15 protein-coding genes are annotated in these 22,944 nt (G+C 67.0%); 12 read left to right on the forward strand and 3 right to left on the reverse strand.

Annotated features, from left to right (window positions below; genetic code table 11):
* The first annotated feature begins 8 nt into the window (after nucleotides 1–8).
* The 4 genes from gspD (at nucleotide 9) to pncB (ending at nucleotide 5,943) form a co-directional block, all read left to right on the forward strand.
* Entirely contained in the window at nucleotides 9–2,210 is a 2,202-nt protein-coding gene (gene gspD, locus ACZLIB_RS03080; protein WP_478469144.1) for a type II secretion system secretin GspD, read from the forward strand.
* 755 nt (nucleotides 2,211–2,965) lie between these two features.
* Nucleotides 2,966–3,820 (forward strand): glycosyltransferase family 2 protein, encoded by an 855-nt coding sequence (locus ACZLIB_RS03085; protein WP_478469146.1) that lies wholly within the window; start codon nucleotides 2,966–2,968, stop codon nucleotides 3,818–3,820.
* Nucleotides 3,817–4,656 (forward strand): glycosyltransferase family 2 protein, encoded by an 840-nt coding sequence (locus ACZLIB_RS03090; RefSeq protein ID WP_478469148.1) that lies wholly within the window; start codon nucleotides 3,817–3,819, stop codon nucleotides 4,654–4,656. The genes ACZLIB_RS03085 and ACZLIB_RS03090 overlap by 4 nt, the downstream gene beginning before the upstream one ends.
* A 108-nt stretch (nucleotides 4,657–4,764) precedes the next feature.
* A complete protein-coding gene (gene pncB / locus ACZLIB_RS03095; RefSeq protein WP_164079771.1) occupies nucleotides 4,765–5,943 on the forward strand; it encodes a nicotinate phosphoribosyltransferase in 1,179 nt (392 codons plus the stop codon).
* A 10-nt stretch (nucleotides 5,944–5,953) separates the two neighbouring features.
* Here pncB and ACZLIB_RS03100 read toward each other — a convergent pair whose 3' ends face one another.
* A complete protein-coding gene (locus ACZLIB_RS03100) occupies nucleotides 5,954–6,319 on the reverse strand; it encodes a hypothetical protein (RefSeq protein WP_014645902.1) in 366 nt (121 codons plus the stop codon).
* Between the two features lie 459 nt (nucleotides 6,320–6,778).
* Between ACZLIB_RS03100 and ACZLIB_RS03105 the strand changes: the two genes are divergently transcribed.
* The 8 genes from ACZLIB_RS03105 (at nucleotide 6,779) to ACZLIB_RS03140 (ending at nucleotide 20,448) form a co-directional block, all read left to right on the forward strand.
* Nucleotides 6,779–7,318: a fimbrial protein gene (locus ACZLIB_RS03105; protein WP_164079772.1), complete on the forward strand. Its 540-nt coding sequence runs from the start codon at nucleotides 6,779–6,781 to the stop codon at nucleotides 7,316–7,318.
* Nucleotides 7,319–7,403: 85 nt separating this feature from the next.
* Nucleotides 7,404–8,132 carry a fimbrial biogenesis chaperone gene (locus tag ACZLIB_RS03110; RefSeq protein WP_032128056.1) on the forward strand — a complete coding sequence of 243 codons (729 nt, stop codon included), beginning with the start codon at nucleotides 7,404–7,406 and terminating at the stop codon, nucleotides 8,130–8,132.
* A 92-nt stretch (nucleotides 8,133–8,224) separates the two neighbouring features.
* On the forward strand, nucleotides 8,225–10,789 hold the full coding sequence (locus ACZLIB_RS03115; RefSeq protein WP_100437862.1) for a fimbria/pilus outer membrane usher protein: 2,565 nt from the start codon (nucleotides 8,225–8,227) through the stop codon (nucleotides 10,787–10,789).
* Nucleotides 10,780–11,814, forward strand: a complete 1,035-nt coding sequence (locus tag ACZLIB_RS03120) for a fimbrial protein (protein ID WP_197611149.1) — start codon at nucleotides 10,780–10,782, stop codon at nucleotides 11,812–11,814. Before ACZLIB_RS03115 ends, ACZLIB_RS03120 begins: the two co-directional genes overlap by 10 nt.
* Nucleotides 11,815–12,080: 266 nt before the next feature.
* Nucleotides 12,081–13,265, forward strand: a complete 1,185-nt coding sequence (gene wecB, locus ACZLIB_RS03125; protein ID WP_478469150.1) for a non-hydrolyzing UDP-N-acetylglucosamine 2-epimerase — start codon at nucleotides 12,081–12,083, stop codon at nucleotides 13,263–13,265.
* Nucleotides 13,262–15,463: a hypothetical protein gene (locus ACZLIB_RS03130; protein WP_478469151.1), complete on the forward strand. Its 2,202-nt coding sequence runs from the start codon at nucleotides 13,262–13,264 to the stop codon at nucleotides 15,461–15,463. Before wecB ends, ACZLIB_RS03130 begins: the two co-directional genes overlap by 4 nt.
* A 6-nt stretch (nucleotides 15,464–15,469) precedes the next feature.
* Complete coding sequence (locus ACZLIB_RS03135; protein WP_329892193.1) at nucleotides 15,470–17,617, forward strand: glycosyl transferase family protein; 2,148 nt, start codon at nucleotides 15,470–15,472, stop codon at nucleotides 17,615–17,617.
* Nucleotides 17,614–20,448, forward strand: coding sequence for an NfrA family protein (locus tag ACZLIB_RS03140; protein ID WP_478469152.1), 2,835 nt, complete (start codon nucleotides 17,614–17,616; stop codon nucleotides 20,446–20,448). The genes ACZLIB_RS03135 and ACZLIB_RS03140 overlap by 4 nt, the downstream gene beginning before the upstream one ends.
* On the opposite strand, the gene ACZLIB_RS03145 is transcribed toward ACZLIB_RS03140, so the two are convergent.
* The gene (locus ACZLIB_RS03145) at nucleotides 20,442–21,446 is read right to left on the reverse strand and encodes a DUF4434 domain-containing protein (RefSeq protein ID WP_478469153.1); all 1,005 of its coding nucleotides are present in this window, start codon (nucleotides 21,444–21,446) and stop codon (nucleotides 20,442–20,444) included. The two genes, ACZLIB_RS03140 and ACZLIB_RS03145, sit on opposite strands and share 7 nt — an antisense overlap.
* An 82-nt stretch (nucleotides 21,447–21,528) precedes the next feature.
* Nucleotides 21,529–22,845: an NCS2 family permease gene (locus ACZLIB_RS03150; RefSeq protein ID WP_005408048.1), complete on the reverse strand. Its 1,317-nt coding sequence runs from the start codon at nucleotides 22,843–22,845 to the stop codon at nucleotides 21,529–21,531.
* Nucleotides 22,846–22,944: the final 99 nt, after the last annotated feature.

Raw genomic sequence — 22,944 nt, forward strand, 5'->3', positions numbered from 1 at the left:
GTGAATGCATGAGCCTGCGTTTCCTTCCCTGGTCCTTTGCCCTCGCGCTGCTGGTCGGCTGCAGCACCGTGTCCGCACCGCATGTGCAGCGCAAGGGCAATCTGTCGCCCACTGCCGAGGCCGGCCAGGCGGCCGAAGTCGCCGCTGATGCTGCCCGTGACGCCCAGGGCGCTCCGCAGGCGGTGATCCGCCGTGGCACCGGCACCATGATCAACCGCGAAGCAGCACGCGCACCGGCTCCGGCACTGCATGGCGCCAGCACCGGTGAAGCAACCTTCAATTTCGAAGGCGAATCGGTGCATGCGGTGGTCAAGGCCATCCTCGGTGACATGCTGGGCCAGAACTACGTGATCGCACCGGGGGTGCAGGGCACAGTCACCCTGGCCACGCCCAAGCCGGTGTCGCCGGCGCAGGCGTTGAACCTGCTGGAGATGGTGCTGGGCTGGAACAATGCCCGCATGGTCTACAGCGGCGGCCGCTACAACATCGTCGCCGCCGATCAGGCATTGGCCGGCACTGTCGCGCCGAGCACGGCGCCGGCAGCCAGCGCGCGTGGCTTCGAGGTACGGGTGATCCCGCTGCAGTTCATCTCCGCAACTGAAATGAAGAAGGTGCTGGAGCCGTACGCGCGCCCCAACGCCATCGTCAACGTCGACAGCGGCCGCAACGTGATCACCCTGGGCGGTACCCGCGCCGAGCTGGAAAACTACATGCGCACCGTCGAGATCTTCGATGTCGACTGGCTGTCGGGCATGTCGGTGGGCGTGTTCCCGATCCAGTCCGGCAAGGCCGAGCAGGTGGCCGCCGACCTGGAGAAGGTGTTCGGCGAGGAGAGCAAGACGCCCAGCGCCGGCATGTTCCGCTTCCTGCCGCTGGAAAACGCCAACGCGGTGCTGGTGATCACCCCGCAGGTGCGTTACCTGGACCAGATCCAGCAGTGGCTGGACCGCATCGACACCGCCGGTGGCAGCGCCCGCCTGTTCTCCTATGAGCTGCGCTACATCAAGGCGCGCGATCTGGCCGAACGCCTCAGTGAAGCCTTCGCCAGCAGCGGCAATCGCGGCGGCTCCAGCCCGGCCTCGCTGGCACCGGGTGCAATGCCGTCGCAGCTGGGCAGCGACGGTGATCGTGGCATGGACAGCAACAACAGCAGCAATTTCGGTTCGACGCCGGGCAGTGGTTCCAGTGGCACCGGCAACGGCAGCATGAACCTGCCGCAGCGCCAGTCCGGCAACGTCAGCGTCAGCCTGGAAGTGGAAGGCGATCGCGTGGGCGTGTCGGCGGTGGAGGAAACCAACACCCTGCTGGTGCGCTCGACCCCGCAGGCCTGGCGTTCGATCCGCGAAGTGATCGAGAAGCTGGACGTGATGCCGCTGCAGGTGCATATCGAAGCGCAGGTGGCTGAGGTCGCGCTGGATGGCGATCTGAAGTACGGCGTGAACTGGTTCTTCGACAACGCGGTGGCCGGGCGCGCGCTGACCGGCGCATTGGCCGGCGTGACCCTGCCGCCCGCCGCCGGCGGTTCCTGGAGCAGCTTCGCCGGTGCCGCGACCGGTGGCGAAGGCCTGGGCTGGGCGTTCACCGGCCACAATGGCGCGGCGGTGGTGAGCGCGCTGGACAAGGTCACCGATGTGCGCCTGCTGCAGACCCCCTCGGTGTTCGTGCGCAACAACGCCGAGGCCACGCTCAACGTAGGCGACAAGGTGCCGATCAACACCACCACGGTGAACACCGGTATCGGCGCCGGCACCTACAGCTCGGTGCAGTACATCGACACCGGCGTGATCCTGAAGGTGCGGCCGCGCGTGACCCGTGATGGCACCGTGTTCCTCGACATCGTGCAGGAAGTGAGCAGTGCCTCCAACGTGCCGGACAATTGCAATCCGACGGAGCGCAACTGCAACCCGCGTATTTCCACCAAGAAGCTGTCGACCGAAGCGGCGGTGCAGAGCGGGGACACCATCATGCTGGCCGGCCTGATCACCGACACGGCCACCGATGGCAGCAGCGGCATCCCCGGCCTGAGCCGGATTCCGGTGGTGGGCGCACTGTTCGGGCAGAAGAGCCGCACCAGCCGTCGTTCGGAGGTGATCGTGCTGCTGACGCCGAGCATCGTGCGCAACGGGCAGGAGGCACGCACCCTGACCGACGAGTACAGCCAGCGCTTCCGCGCGATGGAACCGCTGAACCAGCCGCGCGCAAAGAAGTAAGGGGGTTACGGCCGGGCTGCGCCCGGCACCCGCAGAGGTCAGAGCAACAGCAACAGCAACAGCAACAGCAACAGCTGGTTTACTGAGGGGTGGCGGGGCACTGTGGGTTTGCGGGGACGCCGTAAATCCGTCCATGGAGGCTTGGTCGCCGCATCCATGCGGCTCACACCCCGCAAACCCACAGTGCCCCGCCTTCGACAGTTTCCTGCTGCTGTTGGTAGGTGTCGACCTTGGTCGACACGCTGGATCCACGCCATGCGTGGATGCATTTCGATTCCAATTCGAAATATTCGATTCCGATGGAGATTCATCCACGCATGGCGTGGATCTACTGCAGATCGCAGAGATCTGTCGAAGGCGGGGTGGGTCCGGTTGTGGGGGCGTGAGCCGCATGGGCCCGAGGCATGCCTCGGGCGGGTTGGGCAGGACGCCCAACCCCGGTCTTGCCGTGTGCGCAGGACAGCGCACACGAGCAAGCGGCGACCGAGCTTACATGGGTGAGGGCGCTTTGCTTGCGAAGCATTGCTTCGCAAGCGCCCGAACGCACAGCCGCCAGCGGCTGGGCCGGGCCCCGGAGGGGGACTTGCAGCGTCCCCCGCAACCGGACCCACCCCGCCATCCCCCAGGAACCCAGCTTTTGCTCCGGCTGTTGCTTCGGCTCTGGCTCTGGCCTCTGGCCTCTGCGGGTGCCGGGTGCAACCCGGCCGATACCCTCCCGGTGCTAGGCTGTGGCTACCGACAACCACGGAGGCGGGATGGGGGCGATCGTGTTGTTGCCGCTGTGCGTGGACGATGCCGCGCTCGACCGCTGCCTGGCCGCGCTGGATGCCGGCACTGCGCCGGGAACCGCGGTCTGGCTGGCCGATGACGCGCAGACCGGCCCGCGTGCGCAGGCGGTGGTGGAGCATTGGTTGGCGCATACGCCACTGCAGGCCGAATATACCCGCCGCGCGCGGCCGTTGGGCGAGGTCGCCCATCTGGATGAGATGCTGCGCGCCTGCGAGGGCATGGACGTGGCGGTGCTGGCGCCGGACAGCGTGCCCGCGCCGGGCTGGCTGCAGCAGCTGCAGGATGCCTTCGCCCGCGACGCCGCCATCGCCACCGCAACCCCGTGGTGCAATGCCGGCGAAACCGCTGCATGGCCGCGGCTGGGCGAAATCAATCCCGAACCGCAGGACCCGGCGCTGCTGGCACACACCTGTGCCACGCTGCCGGTGCTGCATCCGGAGCTGCCCTCGGCGGTCACCCACGCGGTACTGGTGCGCGGCAACGCGCGTCGCCGCGCCGGCGGCCTGGACGTGGACAGCTACGCCGGCTGGAACGCGGCACTGGTGGACCTGAGCCTGCGCATGGCTGGCCTGGGATGGCGCAACGTGCTGTGCGAGACCGCCTTCGTCAGCCGGGCAGGGGAGGCGGTCAGCCGTGATGGCGATCTCGAGGCCCTGGCCGCGCGCTGGCCGGGGTGGGTGCCACGGTTGGCTGACTTCCTCATGCACGATCCGCTGCATGGCCTGCGTGCCGATCTGCAGCAGCGCATGCGGCAGGCGATAATGCCGAAGGAACAGGGTGACCTGTTCGTCTCGTCTTCCGCGCCGGAGCCTCCTGCTTGAATGTTGCCATTGCCGCCATCGTCGTCACCTACCAGAGCGGCAGCACCATCGACGCCTGCCTCTCGCGTCTGCGCCAGGCGCAGGACGTGGCCGAGATCCGGGTGATCGACAATGGCTCGATGGATGGCACGCTGGATATCGTGCAGCGCCATGCCAGCCACGACCCGCGCGTGCGTTTCGTCGGCAATCCGGACAATCCCGGCTTTGCCGCCGCCAACAACCAGGGCGTGGCCGATTCGCACAGTCCATGGCTGGCCTTCATCAACCCGGACCTGATGGTCGAACCGGAGACGTTGGCCGCACTGCGCAGCCGCGCGGAAGGACTGGGCGACTGCCTGCTCGGTGTCGAGCAGGTGGACGAGCAGGGCCATGCCGACGAAGCCGTGCGCCGCCGCGACCCGGATTTCCTGATGATGCTGCGCTCGCCGGGCAAGGGCTCGAAGCTGGCGGTGCCGCGTGACCCGCAGCAGGCGCTGCAGCGGGTGCCGGCGCTGTCCGGTGCGCTGCTGATGATGCCGCGTGCATTGTTCGACTGCATCGGAGGTTGGGACGCCGGCTATCGCCTGCATGCCGAAGACCTGGACCTGTGCCGGCGTGCACGCGAAGCCGGAGCAGTGGTGGCGATCGCCAATGACCTGAAGGTCACCCACGTTCGTGGCGTCTCCAGCCGCTCGCGGCCGTTCTTCGTGGAATGGCACAAGCACAAGGGCCTGTGGCGCTATTTCCAGAAGTTCGAGGCCAGGCAGCGTTCGCTGCCGGTGCGGGTAGCGGTGTGGGGCGCGATCTGGGCGCACGCGCTGATGCTGGTGCCGAAGCTGCTGCGCAAGGCGCTGTAGCGCCGCAAGAGCATCCACGCATGGCGTGGATCTACCAATGTTGTTTCCCGTGAGCTGAGTGTGGCCGCAGGCACCCCGGTTCACCCTGCCGGGCGCATAATCCGCCCCATGCCTATCATCCAGTCCCTGCTCGACACCGACCTGTACAAGTTCACCATGATGCAGGCGGTGCTCCACCAGCACCCCGGCGCCCAGGTGCAGTACCGGTTCAAGTGCCGCACGCCCGGCATCGACCTGGCCCATTACATCGACCAGATCGACGAAGAGATCGACCACCTGTGCAGCCTGCGTTTCAGCGACGCGGAGCTGGACTACATGCGTGGCCTGCGCTTCGTGAAGCCGGACTTCGCCGATTTCCTCGGCCTGTTCCACCTCGACCGCAAGTACATCCAGCTGCGCGCATCGAAGACCGTGCCCGGCGAGATCGAACTGGACATCACCGGGCCCTGGCTGCACACCATCCTGTTCGAAGTGCCGCTGCTGGCGATCATCAACGAAGTCTGGTTCCGCAACACCACCACCGCCGACTTCGCCGAGGGCGAGCGCCGCCTGCAGGCCAAGGCCGCGCTGCTGCGTGATACCCCGGGGTTCGAGCAGTGCCGCATCGCCGACTACGGCAGCCGCCGCCGCTACTCGCGTGACTGGCATGCCCGTCTGCTGCCGCTGCTGCGCGATGCGCTCGGCCCGCAGCTGGTCGGCACCAGCAACGTGCACTTCGCCCGCCTGTACGGCATGACCCCGCACGGCACCATGGCCCATGAGTACCTGCAGGCATTCCAGGCGCTGGGCCCACGCCTGCGCGATTCGCAGGTGGCGGCACTGGAATCGTGGGCACGCGAGTATCGCGGTGATCTCGGAATCGCGCTGTCCGACGTGGTCGGCCTGGATGCGTTCCTGCGCGACTTCGACATGTACTTCTGCAAGCTGTTCGACGGCGTCCGCCATGACTCCGGCGATCCGTTCGACTGGGGCGACCGCATGCTGGCCCACTTCCAGCAGCGCCGGGTGGATGCACGCAGCAAAGTGCTGGTGTTCAGCGATGGGCTCGACGTCGCCAAGGTGATGCGCCTGTACGACTACTTCCGTGGTCGCTGCCAGGTCGCCTTCGGCGTCGGCACCCACCTGACCAATGATCTGGGGCCAACGCCGCTCAACATCGTCATCAAGATGGTCCGCTGCAACGGCCAGCCGGTGGCCAAGCTCAGCGATTCGCCGGGCAAGAGCATGTGCGACGACCCGGGCTACCTGGCCTATCTGCGCCAGGTCTTCGAGCTGCCGCCGGCGTAAACACGTCGGCTTACAGGTAGTCGACCACCACCAGGTAGGCGCCCTGCAGCGGCTGCTGCTTCGAAGCCTGCACGCTGTAACGCTCGGAGAAGGCGATATCGCCGGCGCGCATCGCGCTGGCCGACACCGACAGCTTCTGGCCCTGGCGCTTGCCGTCGCGCAGCGTCGCGGCCTGGCCATCGGCCAGCGCCGTCACGGCCACCGTCGAGCCCTTGGCCGAGGGCGGGCAGGCGGCCAGGCTCAGCTCACCCTGGGACAGGTTCGTCGTGCAGCCCGGCTCGGCGATACGGCCGCTGAAACGGATGCTGCCGCTGCTGGCCTGGGCCAGCGCACTGACGGACATCAGGGCCACACACAGCAGAATGGAGTTCCTCATGACACGTTCTCTGGTTCGGTGTGTCCTAGTTAGCGACAGGTTCGATCCGTCTTTAATAGGACAAATCCGAATCTGCTAGGGCCATCACCAAGAAAGAGTGATGCGCATCAAATAAGGCGATTTCCACCTGAAAAAAGCCTGTTTTCGCGCATGCCGAACGCGCCACGGGAAGCGTCATGCAGGGTCGTTTGTGACCTGATCGCCTTGCCGTCAAATCCCCCACGCCCGCCGGGCTCTCATTCCGCCTACCACGTCACATTTGAGGCGTCAATGAATTGGCGTTCAGAAAAATAATGAGACTTTCATCACAGTTGTGCCTATACTTGCGTCACGGATTCAGGGGAAGGTATGTCCGAGTCCGGCCACAGGTGAGACGCAAGGATGGGTCTTGATAGCCCGGCAGTGCTCCTTGCTTCCTCCTCTACTTCTCATCTCTTCAGTAGGGTTAGGTAAAAGCGAATGCACAAGATCAATATCATCGCCGCTCTGATGCTGGCCGCCGCTCCGCTGGCCGCCAACGCCGCCGACGGCACCATCACCTTCAACGGCAAGGTGACCGACAAGACCTGCACCATCTCGACCCCGGGCGGCAAGGACTTCTCCGTCAACCTGCCGACCGTGTCCAAGAACACCCTGGCTGTCGCCGGTAACGTTGCCGGTCGCACCCCGTTCGCCATCAACCTGACCAAGTGCAGCGCCGGCAACGTCGCGACCTACTTCGAGCCGGGTTCGACCGTTGACTTCAACACCGGCCGCCTGCTGAACCAGGCTTCGGCCAACGCTGCCACCAACGTGCAGCTGCAGCTGCTGGGCTCGAACAACCAGGTCCTGGCGATCAAGGCCGCCGGCGCTGGCCAGCCCCAGACCAACTCGCAGTGGGTCACCGTCGGCACCGACGGCTCGGCCGATCTGAACTACTACGCTGAGTACTACGCCACTGCCGCCGCCACCCCGGGCGACGTCACCAGCAGCGTCAAGTACACGATCATCTACAACTGATCGTAGTCGTACCCGCACTGGCCGGCGTACGCGCCGGCCAGTGCATCGCGGCCCCTGGCCACATACCTCGAGCGTAGTACTTCCGATGAAAGCATTCTTTCCCCGGGCGCTGCTGCTGGCAGCGTTCACGCTGCCCTTCTGCCAGAACGCTCTGGCCGGCGTGGTGGTCAATGGCACGCGAGTGATCTATCCGGCGCAGGCGCGCGAAGTCACCGTGCAGGTCGACAACGTGGGCGATTCGCCGGCGCTGGTGCAGGCCTGGATCGACAGCGGCGACGCCAACCAGACTGCCGATACCAGCGATGCCCCGTTCGTGCTGACGCCGCCGATCGCGCGCGTCGAGCCGGGCCGCAGCCAGGCGCTGCGACTGATTTTCTCCGGCGCGCAGCTGCCGACCGACCGCGAGTCGGTGTTCTGGCTCAACGTGCTGGATGTTCCGCCGTCCCCGGACAACGCCGACAGCGGCGAACAGAATTACCTGCAGGTCGCGTTCCGTTCGCGCCTGAAGCTTTTCTACCGGCCGCAGGGCCTGAAGGGCGTCGCCAACGACGCGCCGGCAGCGCTGCGCTGGACCCGCACGGGCGACCGTCTGCGGGTGGAAAACCCGAGCCCCTTCCACGTCACTCTGGCCGAAGTACATGCCGTGACCGGCAGCAGTGAAAAGGCCGTCGAGGACAAGGGCGCGATGGTCGCGCCGAAGCAGAGCCTGGAGTTCGCCGCACCGGCGGGCACCGACCAGGTCCGCTTCATCACCATCAACGACTACGGCGGCCGGGTGGAACACACCATCCGCCTCGGCAGCACCGGGGGCTGAACGCGCCGCGCCGGCCTTGGGCCTGCGCATCCCGCCACCGCCGCTGTGCGGCGAATTGAAGGAATGTCAGTGTGATCGGAAACAGATTGACATTGTCGATCCATCAGGCGCTTTGCCTGTTGGTTGCTGGCGTGGCCTGCCCAGGATGGGCGCTGGCTGCCCCGGCCAATCTCGGCGAACAGGCGCTGATGGCGCAGAGTGGTGCGGCCAATGCGCGTGCACCGGAATCGGCCCAGTTCAACTCCAGCTTCCTGTCTGGCCAGGCCAAGCAGGTCGATCTGGCGGCCTTCAGCAACGGCAACCCAATGGTGGCCGGCAACTACCGCGTCGACGTCTACGTCAACGGTGCCTGGCAGGGCCGTCGCGATCTGCAGTTCAAGGCCGATGCGCAGGGCCGTGTCGACGCCTGCCTGCCGCTGCCGATGCTGGAAGAAATGGGCGTGGACAGCGAAGCCGTGCTGCTGCAGCAGGATCCGTCCGTGCCGACCGACAAGACCAGCTGCGTGCCGGTCCAGCAGCGCATGGCCAATGCCTATGGTGTCTATGACAGCGGCAACCTGCGCTACGACCTGAGCATCCCGCAGGTGTTCCTGCGCCGTGAGGCACGCGGCTACGTCAACCCGGCGCTGTGGGACCGCGGCATCAATGCCGGCTTCGTCGGCTACAGCTTCAATGCCATCGACAGCGACAGCCGTGTCGAAGGTGGCCAGCGCAACCGCAGTGCCTACCTCGGCCTCAACGCCGGCATGAACCTGGGTGGCTGGCAGTTCCGCCACGATTCGAACCTGACCTGGTCCGAGGGCGATGGCCGCCATTGGCAGAGCATCGCCACCTATGCACAGCGCGGCATCCCGCAGGTGCGCGGCATGCTCACCATCGGTGAGGCCTACACCACCGGTGAACTGTTCGACTCGATCGGTTACCGCGGTGCCAGCCTGGCCAGCGACGACCGCATGCTGCCCGATTCGCTGCGCGGTTACGCGCCGGTCGTGCGCGGCATCGCCGAGACCAACGCACGCATCGAAGTGCGCCAGAACGAGCAGCTGATCTACTCCTCCACCGTGTCGCCGGGCAGCTTCGTCATCGACGACCTGTACCCGACCGGCTACGGCGGCGACCTGGAAGTGAGCGTGATCGAGGCCGATGGCCGCCGCCGCGAATTCAAGGTTCCGTTCGGTTCGGTGCCGCAGATGCTGCGCGAAGGCGTGTCGCGTTACTCGCTGACCGCCGGCCAGGTGCGCAACAAGCTGCTGGCCGATGAGCCGTGGCTGGTGCAGGGCACCTACCAGCGCGGTATCGGCAACCAGCTGACGCTGTACGGCGGCAGTGCACTGAGCGACGGCTACCTGTCGCTGCTGTACGGCGTCGGCCTGTCCACGCCGGTTGGCGCGTTCGCCGCCGACGTCACCCACGCACGTACGACGTTCGACCACTACGGCAACCACACCGGTGCCAGCGTGCGCTTGAGCTACAGCAACATGATCGGCGAGACCGGGACCAACCTGACCCTGGCCGCCTACCGTTATTCGACCGAAGGCTTCTACAGCCTGCAGGACGCGCTGTATGGCCGTGATTCGGACAAGCGCGGCATCGATCCGACCACCCGTGGCCGTCAGCGCAGCCAGTTCCAGGTAACGCTGAACCAGCCGCTGGGCCGTCGCGGCGGCGCGCTGTACGTGACCGGCTCGGTGCGTGACTTCTACGACCGCCCCGGCACCTCCAAGCAGTATCAGGTGGGCTACAACAACGCCTGGCGTTCGGTGAACTACGGCTTCTCGGCGCTGCGCACCGAAGAGGGCGTGCTCGGCCGTTCCGATACCCAGTACCTGCTGTCGATGAGCGTGCCGCTGGGTCGTGGTTCGCACCCGGTGTCGTTCAGCGCCGACCTCGGCGTGCGCGAGCGCGGTGGCTACGACAACAGCCGCGTTGGCATCACCGGTTCGACCGGCATCGACAACAACTTCAGCTACGGTGTGGCGCTGTCCGACTCCCGCGAAGGTGGCACCACCGCGGTGGGCAGTGCGGAATACCGCAGCCGCTACAGCGCGTTGAACGCGACCTACAGCCACTCGCGCGATTTCCGCCAGGCGTCGGTCGGTGCCAACGGCAGCGTGGTGGTGCATCCGGGCGGCTTCACCTTCACCCCGCAGCGTGGCGACACCATGGTGCTGGTCGAAGCGCCGGGCGCACGCGATGCGATCGTCAGCAACGCCCCGGGCCTGCGCGTCGACGGCCGCGGCTACGCGGTGGTCCCGTACGTGTCGCCGTACCGCCTCAATACCGTCACCCTCGATCCGCAGGGCATGGCCCACGACGTCGAGCTGGAAAGCACCAGCCAGTCGATCGCGCCGTTCGCCGGTGCCATCAGCTACCTGCGCTTCGATACCCGCAAGGGCAACGCGCTGCTGATCCAGGTGCGCAACACCGATGGCCGCACCATGCCGTTCGGTGCGCAGGTCAAGGACGAGCAGGGCCAGCCGGTGGGCATGGTCAGCCAGGGCGGCCGCCTGTACGTGCGCAGTGACAAGAACCAGGGCAGCCTGCTGGTGGAGTGGGGCGCCGGCGCCGACCAGCGCTGCACCGTCGATTACCAGGTTCCGGCAGGCGCCGATGCGTCCAAGACCGGCTTCATCCCGCTGGAGGCAGCATGCCGATGATTTCTTCCCGTGGCCGCAAGGCGCTGGCCGCGATGGCCATGCTCGGTGGCGTCGCCTTCGCCAGTCCGGCGTTCGCCAGTTGCTACATCACCCAATCCGGCTTCGTTGCGCAGGATGTTCAGATGGATATGGGGCAGATCGTGATCCTGCCCAATCTCGCTGTGGGTGGAGTGATCAAAGAGTTGATCGTGACCATCAATCAGCGGAACAGTATCGCCCGCTGTGATGGCTGGGGCGGCAATGCCAGTGGCCGCTTCGTCAATGCTGCACAGCAGACGCCGGTTCCGGGGTTCAGCAACGTTTATGCCACCGATGTGGCTGGGGTGGGTATTCGCGTCTATCGCGATTCTGGGGATATCCAGACCTACTACCCACATACTCTCAATTTGCGCGGCCCTGCCAATATATCGCTCAATGGCGGTCGCTTCCGTGTCGAGCTGATCAAGACCGCGGCGCAGACCGGCTCCGGCATCATTGCGCCGAATGGCCGGTTCACCACCTACTACTACGACGGCGATGGTACTGGCCGCCCGGTATTGACCTCGACCTTCAGGGGCTCGGGCACCACCGTGGTCAGCCCGACCTGCGAAGTGCAGGCGGGCAGTCGCAACATTGCCGTCGATTTCGGTAGCGTGCCCAACACCACGTTCACCGGTGTCGGTTCCAAGGCTGTAGATCGCGATTTCGAGATCCGCCTGAACTGCCAGGGCAGCAACGTTGCTGCCTACCAGAGCAAGATCGGCATCCGCCTCGACGCCGACCAGGACAGCTCGAACATGCCGGGCGTGCTGAAGCTCAGCGCGGCCACCAACAGTGCCACCCGCATCGGCATCCAGATGGTCCAGCGTGATGGCAGCACCGAGCGCGAAGTGCGTTTCGGCCAGACCGTCAACGTCGGTACCACCACGCCCGGCACCAGCACGATGACCTTGCCGCTGCGTGCGCGTTACGTGCAGACCCAGGCCGGCACGGTGGGTGCAGGTGTCGCAAACGGCCAGGCCACCTTCACCATCCAGTACGAGTAAGGCGGCCGCAGGCCGCGCCACTGCTGCGTTCCACCGCAACGTCGCCCGTTCCACGGGCGGCGTTGACTGCGTCTTGATCTTCCAACGATGAAGATCAATGCCACGACGCGCGTACCATCATTCGAATGTGATGTACGTCGCGATTTTGGAGTTTCCTCATGAGGTGACCGTCTCCTGCCTGCGGGTGTTGGACGGGAACGCCGAAAGGATCCAGACGTGGCTACAGCTCCTGGCATTCCCTCGCGCCGGCCTTTCGGAGCGCTGCGATGAAGGTCCTGTCGGTGTTCGGCACGCGACCGGAAGCGATCAAGATGGGGCCGCTGGTAAGGGCCTTGGCGGAGGCTGCGGACATCGAATCGGTGGTCTGCATCACCGGCCAGCACCGGGCGATGCTGGACCAGGTGATGTCGCTGTTCGCGATCACCGCCGACCATGACCTCGATGTCATGGTGCCCAACCAGACGCTCAATGGCCTGTGTTCCAAGCTGTTCGAACGGCTTGACGCGCTCTACACGCAGGTTCGCCCGGACCGGGTACTGGTGCACGGCGATACCACCACGGCGATGACCGCCGCACTGGCCGCGTTCCACCACCGCATTCCGATCGGTCACGTCGAGGCCGGCCTGCGCACCGGCGACATCAACCGGCCGTGGCCGGAGGAAATGAACCGGCGGGTGATCGATGTGGTCGGCCACCAGCTGTACGCGCCCACGCCCAGCTCGCGCGCCAACCTGGCCGGTGAACACCTGGGCGGGCAGATCCTGGTCACCGGCAATACCGTCATCGATGCCCTGCAGCAGACCGTAGAGCGGCGGGATGCCGACCCGGCGCTGCGTGCGCGGGCTGACGAACCCTTCCACATGCTTGACCCCGATCGTCGCCTGCTGCTGGTCACCGGCCATCGCCGCGAGAGTTTCGGCCAGGGCTTCGAGGACATCTGCCGTGCGCTGGCCGAACTGGCGCGGCGGCCGGACCTGCAGGTGCTGTACCCGGTGCATCTCAACCCGAACGTGCAGGGCCCGGTCAACGCCCACCTCGGCCATCTCGACAACGTGCACCTGGTGCCGCCGCAGGACTACCTGCGCTTCGTGCGCCTGATGCAGCGCGCCGACGTCATCCTCACCGACTCCGGTGGCGTGCAGGAAGAAGCGCCTGCGCTGGCCAAGCCCGTGCTGGTCATGCGCGACGTCACCGAACGCCCGGAGGCGGTCGAGGCCGGAGTGGTGACGCTGGTCGGCACCAGGCCCTCGCGCATTGTCGAGGCGGTCAACGCGGCACTGGCACAACCACCGCACCCGACCCGCTTCGATCCCGACGCCAGCCCCTACGGCGATGGCCGTGCCAGCGCGCGCATCGTCGCCGCCCTGCGTGGCACGCCCCTTCCCGAATTCTCGCCCGGCCTCCGCAACAGCGGTGCCGCCCACTCCCATCCACGCGAAGTGACGCCATGACCCAGACCGGCCGCTCTCCCCTGTTTGCATCCGCCGCCGCGTTCGTCCTGTCGGGCGTGGTTGCCAGTGCCCATGCCGCCGACAGCGTCGCCGGCCAATTCGCCGAATGGAGCGGCGACAGCACGGTCAACCGGCAGATGACCCTGCGTGAACTCGGTTTCCGCCAACCGCTGGTGCTCAGCGGGCAGGAGAGCCAGCGCGAGGTCTACCTGCCGGTGCCGGCCGGCGTCGCCACCCGCGATGCGCAGCTGCAGCTGGACGGGCGCTATGTGCGCGGCCACGCCGGGCGCACTTCCGGCCTGTGGTCGGTCGATGGCGATCCAATCGCCGCGCGCTCGATCACCGATGCGCAGGGCGACGCCAGCCAGCTGCTGGCCATTGATGGCGAACCTCGCCAGAACGGCTTCGTGCGGGTCGGCGTCGGCTGGTGGTCGATCGTCTCCGACTACCAATGTGCCGACCAGAGCGCGCCGGCCAACGTGTTGCGGCTGTCGCCGGACTCGCGTTTCAGCTACCGCTTCGACGGCCGCGCCGTGGATACCGTGGCCAAGGCCTGGGGCGCGCTGCCACCGCAGGTGCGGCTGCTGGTGGATGGCAAGGCGCTGCAGGCGCCGGCCTACGACGCCGCCTGGCGCATCGGTACCGCGTTGCAGGGCGGTGGCAAGCAGGTGCAGGTGGTGGCGCTGCCCAAGGTCGGTGACAGTGTCGACCTGACCGGCATCAGCATTCCGGCCAGCCTGCAGGGCGTGCCGGCCTACGCTGCGCTGGCGAGGGGCGAGCGTGCGCATGCGATCAAGGACCTGGCCGAAGTGGGGGCGCTGCTGTCGTTGCGTGACAGTGGGCCCTTGGCCGCTGACGTGATGATCGGCAGCGATGCGTTGCGGACCGGCGTACGCGCGGCACTGGACGCGCTGGCCGTGCAGGTTGCCGCTACGGGTGCCGATGCGGGCACTGCCTTCGCCGCATGGCGCGGTACCGATATGGGTGGCCTGGAAAAGCCCGCGGCCAACGCCTCGGTCAGCGTGGTCGCTGTTGCCGGGCGCCCGACGCTGGTGGTCGACCCGGCGGCGGCAGGCAAGGTCGCCGGGTTGTTTGCCGAACAGTGGCGCAGCTACGCGCTGGGCCGCAGCCTGCAGGTCAGCCAAGCGGGAGCGCCGAAGCTCGACGGTGACCAGGTGCTGTTGAGCCGGCTCGGCAACATCGCCGGTACGATGGATGTCGTCACCCGCGTCGACCGCAGCGCGAGTTTCGACCTCGGCGCGCTGTCGGCCGATGGGCGCCTGCCCGAGGAAGTGGTGATCGATGTCTCGGCGGCGCCCAACGCCGCCGGGCAGGGCGCGGTGGCCACGATCCATTTCAACGATTACCTGCTGGGCGGCAAGGTGTTGTCGGCCAATGGCCAGCCGCAACGGCTGGTGGCCAAGGTGCCGGCCTACGCGCTGTCGGCGCGCAACGAGATCCGCGTCAGCTTCCTGCGCCAGCCGGCACGACCTTATTGCCACGATCCCGCCACCGCCTATCCGGTCTCGATCCTGCCCAGCAGCCACCTGACCCTGGCCAAGCGGTCGCTGGGCAGTGATTTCGTCGGCGCCAGCAGTCAGCTGTCGCGCGGCAACCAGGTGTTCGTGCCGGCCACGTGGCTGCAGGATGCACCGGCATCGCTGCGCAAGGTGATTGCGGTGGCCAGTGCAGTGGGTGCCTCGCTGGAGGCGTCGGAACTGAAGGTGGTCGATGCCGGTGCGGCGGTCAGCCCGGGCGCACCGTGGCTGGCATTCGGTGTGGCGCCATCGGGTGTCGGTGTGGCCGGCCTGAAGGATGGGCACCTGCTGATCGGCGGGAAGCCGCAGCCGCTGCTGGATGTCAGCGGGTTGGATCGTGCCGCGGTGGTGCAGGTCGGCACCTCCGGCGGCCAGCTCGGCGTGCTGTACAGCGACCTGGGCGCACAGGGACCGTCATTCGGCGCACCGTTCCGGCTGCTGCGCGGTGATCTCGCCGTGCTCGACGGCAGTGATGCCGTGCGCGAATTCGACCGCCAGGATCCCTATGGCACGCGTATCGCGCAGGACGGCAATCCGCAATCGAAGTGGGAACGGCACATGGTCTGGTTGCTGCTGCTGGTCGGCGTGATCGTGTTCGCGCTGCTGGCCGCCCGCGTTACCCAGGTGCGCCGCCGCAAGTCCGCCAACACAGGGCACTGATCCACCGTGGACGGTCTGTTCTGGAACATCCAGCTGGCCAACTACTACGCTGCCCTGGAAACCACGGCGGCGGCGGTGGCCGTGCTGATCCTGATCTCCAGCCTCGATGACCTGTTCATCGATGTCTGGTATTGGGTGCGCGAGAGCTGGCGGGCGCTCACCATCAAGCGTCGCGAGGCGTACCGGCCACTGACCCAGGAAGACCTGCTGCAGCGGCCGCAACAGCCGCTGGCGATCATGGTGCCGGCGTGGATGGAGTACGACGTCATCGCGCAGATGGTGGAGAACATGATCAACGTACTCGACTACCGCGAGTACGTCGTGTTCGTCGGCACCTATCCCAATGACCAGCAGACCATCGACGAAGTGGAGCGCATGCGCCGCCGCTACAAGCGCCTGCGCCGCGTGGAAGTGCCGCATGACGGGCCGACCAGCAAGGCCGACTGCCTGAACTGGCTGATCCTGGCCATCTTCGATTACGAGAAGCGCCACGACATCGAGTTCGCCGGGGTGATCCTGCACGACAGCGAGGACGTGCTGCACCCGATGGAACTGCGCTTCTACAACTACCTGCTGCCGCGCAAGGACATGATCCAGTTGCCGGTCACCTCGCTGGACCGCGAGTGGTACGAACTGGTGGCCGGCGTCTACATGGACGAGTTCGCCGAATGGCATGCCAAGGATCTGGTGGTGCGCGAAAGTGTTTCCGGCATGGTGCCGTCGGCCGGTGTCGGTACCTGCTTCTCGCGGCGCGCGCTGCTGGCGTTGAGCGCGCAGACCGACAACCAGCCCTTCAACACCGACAGCCTCACCGAGGACTACGACGTCGGTGCGCGGCTGGCGGCGATGGGGATGCAGTCGATCTTCGCCCGCTTCCCGGTGCAGTTCCGCGTGCGTCGCCCGTCCTGGTTCGGCTGGGGCCCGGTACGCGAGCGCACCCAGCAGATGGCGCTGTGCGTGCGCGAGTACTTCCCCGACAACTTCCGCGCATCGTACCGGCAGAAGGCGCGGTGGGTGCTGGGCATCGGCCTGCAGAGCTGGGAGTCGCTGGGCTGGCGCGGCTCGCTGGCCACCAAGTACCTGCTGGCGCGCGACCGCAAGGGCATCATCACCTCGTTCGTCAGCATCATCGCCTACGTCATCTTCCTGCAGCTGCTGCTGTTCTGGCTGTTGAAGATGACCGGGCTGTGGACGATGCAGTTTCCCAGCGTGTTCCAGGCCGGTACCTGGCAGATGAACGTGGCGCTGCTGACCACGGCGGCGCTGGCCACTCGCGTCGTGCAGCGCTTCTACTTCGTCAACCGGCTGTATGGCTGGGAGCATGCGCTGATGTCGATCCCTCGCATGGTGGTCGGCAACATGATCAATTTCATGGCCACCGCACGCGCGTGGAAGGTGTTCCTGGCCTACCTGCTGTTCGGCAAGCGCATGGTCTGGGACAAGACCATGCACGACTTCCCGGATGCGGCGCAGCTGGTGCAGACCCGCAAGCAGCTCGGTGAGCTGTTGACCACCTGGCAGGCGGTGGAACCCGAACGCCTGCAGCAGGCGCTGGATCAGCAGCAGGCAGGCCGCCAGCAGCCGTTGGGCCGCATCCTGCTCACCCAGGGCTGGCTGGATGATGAAACGCTGGCCGAGGCGATCGCCTTCCAGGGCGACCTGCCACGCGCGGTCATCGACGTGGACTACCTGCGCGCCTGCCAGTTCCCGGTCAGTGCCGATGCCTGCGTGCAATGGCGCATGCTGCCGCTGCCACCGCGCCAGCAAGGCACCCTGCGGCTGGCCGTCGCCAGCCCATTGCCCGAAGAGGCGTTGGCGCTGCTGAAGCAGGAAACCCGCAGTGAGCACGTCGAACAGAGCATCGCCCGCGAAAGCGAAATCAACGCGGGCCTGCGCCTGATCGGCGGCGACCGGCAGTGGCACCTGGACAACGTGCCGCTGCTGGGCGACCTGCTGGTGGAGATGCGCTTGATCGACCACGCGCGGTTCGAGATCGCACTGGATGACTACATGCCGCAGCGCGACGGCCGCATCGGCGATTACCTGGTCAAGCAGGGCATCACCACCGAGGAGGCCGTGGCCCAGGCCATGCAGGAGCAGCGTCGACGTGCGGCCGCGCTGCAGTCACCGCCTCCCGGAGCCTTGCCGGCATGAAGACCACGCTGCTGTCCACCGTCATTGCTGTCGCGCTGGCTACAGCCACCGCACCGGTACTGGCACAGGCCGATGCGCCGCTGCCATTGTCCGGTGCGGCCTACCGCATCGCCGAGCAGGCGTTTGCCGCCTATGAACGGGGCGACTACCGAGCGGCGTACCAGCAGTCCACTGAAGCGATCCGGCTGCGCCCGGATGTGGTGCGGCTGCGCCTGCTGCAGATCTATGCGCTGCAGAAGCTCGGTCGTGGCGCAGAAGCGCAGCAGCAGGCGCGGCGTGCGCTGGACGCGGGGATGAAAGATCCGGCCTTGCCGGCGCTGGCGGCTGCCACCGCTGCACGTAGCGCGGCAACCGGAGGCGAAGGTGCGCGCACGACATCCCCATCGCGTCCGGTCGGCAGCGCCGCAGACCGCAGCAGGCAGCAGGCCTACGCGCTGGCCACCGAGGCGTACGCGGCCTATGACGCCGGGCGGATGGGAGAGGCGGCCAGCAAGGCCGAGCAGGCGTTCCGACAGCAGCCGAAACAGGGCGCATGGGCCCTGCTGTGGGTGGCGGCACTGGAGGCACAGCAACAGCCCGAACAGGCCGACGCCGCCATCAGCACCGCGCTGCGGTTGGGCGCACCGAATGTCGAGGCGCTACGCGCGCGGCGCGTGGCACTGGACCGCCAACGCGCCCTGCGGCAGGCCCAGCAGGCCTATCAATCGCTGTCCGCAGGTGAGGATGCCGCCGCCATTGAGCAGGCGCACGCCGCCGTGGACCTGGCCCCCGACGTGGCTTCATACCGGCTGCTATTGATGACCGCACAGCTGCAGGGCGATCAGCTGGCCGACGCTGAGCACAGTGCTGATCAGGCGTTGCAGGCCGACGGCCAGGATCTCAATGCACGGGTGATGCGCGGCTACCTGCGCCAGCGCCAGGGCAGTTCACTGCGGGCCAATGAGGATTTCGATGCGGCACTCGCCACGCCCGGGTCATCCATGCAGCAGCGCAACGTGCGTCTGCTGGCGGTGGATGCAGCGCTGGCCGCAGGTGATCGGATACGCGCAGCTGCACTGCTGGCACCGTTGCAGGCGGCGGTACTGCCAGCTGAAGGCGATGCACGGACACGGCAGCTTCTGCAGCAGGGCATCGAGCAACGCAGCCGGGCGATCCGCTCCAGTCGCGAGCTTCCGCGTATGAGCGCGCAGACCTATCCGGTGCCGTTCCAGCACTGCCAGTCGGGCGACACAGGCAATGTCTGCGAGTTGATGCCGGCCGACCTGCAGGGCGACGGCGGTGCCGCACAGCGTGCCTATGCTGCCTACGCGCGCCAGGATTACACCGATGCCATCGGTGAGGCACGGCAGGCCGTGCAACTCGCACCGGACGACGCGAACCTGCAAGCCCTGCTGACCACCACGCTGGCAGCGGGCAACCGCGCACAGCAGGACGAAGCACGGCAGCGCCTGGATGCGGCACTGGCACAGCGTCCTGACGATGCGGAGGCGCTGATGCAGCGCGGCTACCTCAACCAGAAGGCGCACGAACCTGCGCAGGCACTGGCCGACTTCCGTGCCGCCGAGGCCACCGGCAAGGCACCGAAAAGCGTGGTGCTGGACCAGGCCTACGCCAGCGCAGCCAACGGCGATCATCCACAGGCGGTGTCACTGCTGCGTAGCGCCATCGACCGCGCCGACGTCGGTGAGCTGCCGCTGGATGAGCATCAGCGCTACAACGTGCGCAATGCCATCGCCAACTATTCACGCGAGTGGGGCGTGGTCGCCTCGGCGGGTTTCCGGGGTGCGCGCCAGGCCGCAACCAATGTCGGCGGTGCGGCGATCAGTACGCCCGGCGATTCGGTGTTCAGTACGCTGGAAGCGTTCTGGCGGCCACCAGCGTTCAATGACCAGCATGGCACGCTGGAGCTCTACGCACGCCTGCTCAACACGCTGTACGACGAGGGTGGCACCTACGAGTCGATCCGTGCGGTGGATCCGTGCACCGGCGAATCAACGCCGGATGCGCGTGCACGCGCCGAGCGCCTCAGTCATTCGCGCTCCACCACCGGCTGGCCGTCCACCATCGCCTCGTTCGGCCTGCGCTACGCGTTTGGCCAGACCGGTCTGAGCGCCGGCATCGAGCGCCGCCAGTTCCTCGGCAGCGCAACCCGCCAGGGTGAGGTCTACCCCGCATCGGCGGCCGTGCAGTGCCGCCTGCAGCTGGCACTGAACCGGCCACTGGAAGCCAGCACGCTGGCGCGCTACCGCTTGGCCAGCGGTTCCGGCGGCTGGATGTCCTACCTGACCTACGGCTATTACCACGGCACCGATCTGCGCACCGATGTGAACCAGTGGTGGATGGTCAGTGGCTATGCGCAGGGGGGATATACCTGGGACGACAACGGTGCCACCTTCACCCTCGACGCGCTCGATGCCAACGGCACGCCGGTGCGGCGGATCGGCGACGCCAACGGGCGCCTGCATCGCGAACAGTGGTTCGCTGCCGGTGAACTGCGCGCCGGGCGCAGCTTCCGTTTCGGTGCCGGGCAGACGCACTGGGTGGTGACACCCTATGTCGTGGTTGGCGCCGATTGGCTGGACCAGCGCTCGCGCGTGCGTGACATCCGTTATCCGCCGTTCCCGGCGCAGTCGTTCGCGCTCAACGATACACAGCGCAGCTGGTCACTTGGCGCAGGGCCAGGCGTGGGCGTGCGTTACTGGTTCCGCGAGGACCACTACAACACGCCGCGTTCCTACCTGGACCTGACCGTGCAGTACCGCATCGCCATCGGCGGCGGTGATACGCAGCGTGCCAAGGGCCTGTTCGCCACCGCCATCCTCTACTACTGAGGCAGGCCCCAGCGTCGCCGCAGCGCTGCGGCCTGCGGTGTGTCCTGGGTCAGCCATGGCTCCAATGCATAGACCAGCACGTGCTGTGCGCCGCTGTCGCGTGCCCATGCCAACTGCCGCTGGATGCGTGCGGCATCGGCCGTTTCGCCCTTGAATCCGCTGCCGTCGGCGGGGCCGCCGGGCAGTTCGCGGAACAGTTCAACGATCGCATCGAAACCGATGCCGTTGGCATGGAGATGATCGAGCAGCGGTTGCAGCTGCTGCACGTTGCCGGCGCCGGCCACCCCCACGCCGTCCTGCACCATGGGCCGCAGCGCGGTCTGTGCCAACACCGCCTGCCACAGCGTGACCAGGTTGCCATCGGTCTGCAGGCGGCTGAAGTAGCAGGACATCGCGCAGTCGCCACCGCGTGCGCTGGCGGCCTGCACCAGCCCGTGCAGCCACTGCGCCAGCCATTGCTGGCGGGCCGGATCGGCCCAGTGGTACTGCTCCAGCTCGTAGGGCAGGTACCAGCCCCCGAAGGCCGGCTGCTGCGCCCAGGGTGCCTGTGCCAACCAGCTGCGTGCGTGCGCCAGGCTCTCGGCCAGGAAGGCCTGCAGCGTTGCGTCGTCTGCGCCGATGGCCTGCCACCAGCGCTGCTGGAAGGGCAGGCCGACGCGGATGCGGATGTCGTTCTCGCTGGCAGCGGTGAACAGCTGCTGCAGGCTGCCGTCGGGCAATGACCAGTCGCCGTCACTGCCACCGACGATGCCGGTCCATTGCAGCACCAGCTGCCTGCAGCCCAGCGTACGTGCAAGCTTCAAGGATCGCTGACAGTCGGCCAGGCCCCACTGCAGGTGGCTGCGCCAGGGCTGCAGGAAGGTGCCATCCACCTGCACCGGCAGCGAGCAGCCGGGCAGGGTGGCGAGCGTACCGGCCAATGGCGCCAGCACTGCCGCACGCAGCAGCCAGCGGCGCAACGGCGAGGACGGATCAGCAGGAAGGACTGGCGGTGGCATGCCCGCATCATCCCAAAGCACCGTGCGCGGCAGGTGAACCAGCGCCCGGTAGCGCCGGCCGCTGGCCGGCATCACCAACCGCTTATTCCAACGCGTAGCGCAGGGTGAACAGCACCGCCACCAGCCACACCGCCGGATGCACTTCGCGCCAGCGGCCGGTACCAGCCTTCAGCGCGGCGTAGGCGATGAAGCCAAACGCCAGGCCATTGGCGATGGAGTAGGTGAACGGCATCGCCAGCGCGCACAGTGCCGCCGGCACCGATTCGGTCAGGTCGCTCCAGTCCACTTCCACCAGTTCGCGCAGCATCAGGCCAGCCACGAACAGCAAGGCGGGTGCGGTGGCATAGCTGGGCACCATCGCCGCCAATGGCGAGAACAGCAGCGCGGCCAGGAACAGCGCCGACACCACCAGCGCGGTCAGGCCGGTACGGCCGCCCACCTGCACGCCCGAGGCGCTTTCAGCGAAGGCAGTGGTGCTGCTGGTGCCCAGCATCGAACCCGCCACGATGGCGGTGCTGTCGGCCAGCAGGGCGCGGCCGAAACGCTTCTGCGCGCCCGGCAGCTTCAGCAGGCCGGCGCGACCGACCACGCCATACAGGGTGCCGGTGGCATCGAACACTTCCACCAGCACGAAGACCAGCACCACCTGCAGCAGCACCGCGATCGGCGCACCGCCGTCGTGGTGCAGCAGGCCCGGCAGGTCCAGCTGCAGGAAGGTCGGTGCCAGGCTCGGCGGCAGCGAGACCAGGCCCTGGTACTGCACGTCGCCCAGTGCCCAGCCGGCGCCGGTTACCGCCAGGATGCCGATCAGGATCGCACCGCGGATGCGGCGCGCTTCCAGCACCGCGATCAGCAGGAAACCCGCCAGCGCCAGCAGCGGCGGCGCGGTGTTCAACGGGCCCAGCGCCACCAGCGTGTCTTCATTGCCGACGATCACGCCGGACTTCTGCAGCGCGATGATCGCCAGGAACAGGCCGATGCCGGCCACGATGGCCGAGCGCAGCGACGAAGGAATGCCCGACACCAGCCATGCACGCACGCCAGTCAGCGACAGCACCAGGAACACCAGGCCGGAGATGAACACCGCGCCCAGTGCCTGCTGCCACGGCAGGCCGGCAGCGCCGACCACGGTGAAGGCGAAGAACGCGTTCAGGCCCATGCCAGGCGCCATGCCGACCGGGAAGTTGGCGGCCAGCGCCATCACCGCCGAACCCAGTGCAGCAGCCAGGCAGGTGGCCACGAACACCGCGCCCGCATCCATGCCGGTGGTGCCGAGAATCTCGGGATTGACGAAGACGATGTAGGACATCGTCAGGAAGGTGGTGACACCGGCCAGCAGCTCGGTGCGCACGGTGGTGCCGTGCTGCTGCAGCTGGAACAGGCGCTCGAACAGGGACATGGGGTCGCTCATGGGTAGATGCCGGCCGCTGGCCGGCATGCATGGTCGGTACACATTGCAAAAGGAGAAAGGCCGCGCGAGCGCGGCCTTTCCTGTTGC

The organism is Stenotrophomonas sp. 220_Sma (genome assembly GCF_056487375.1).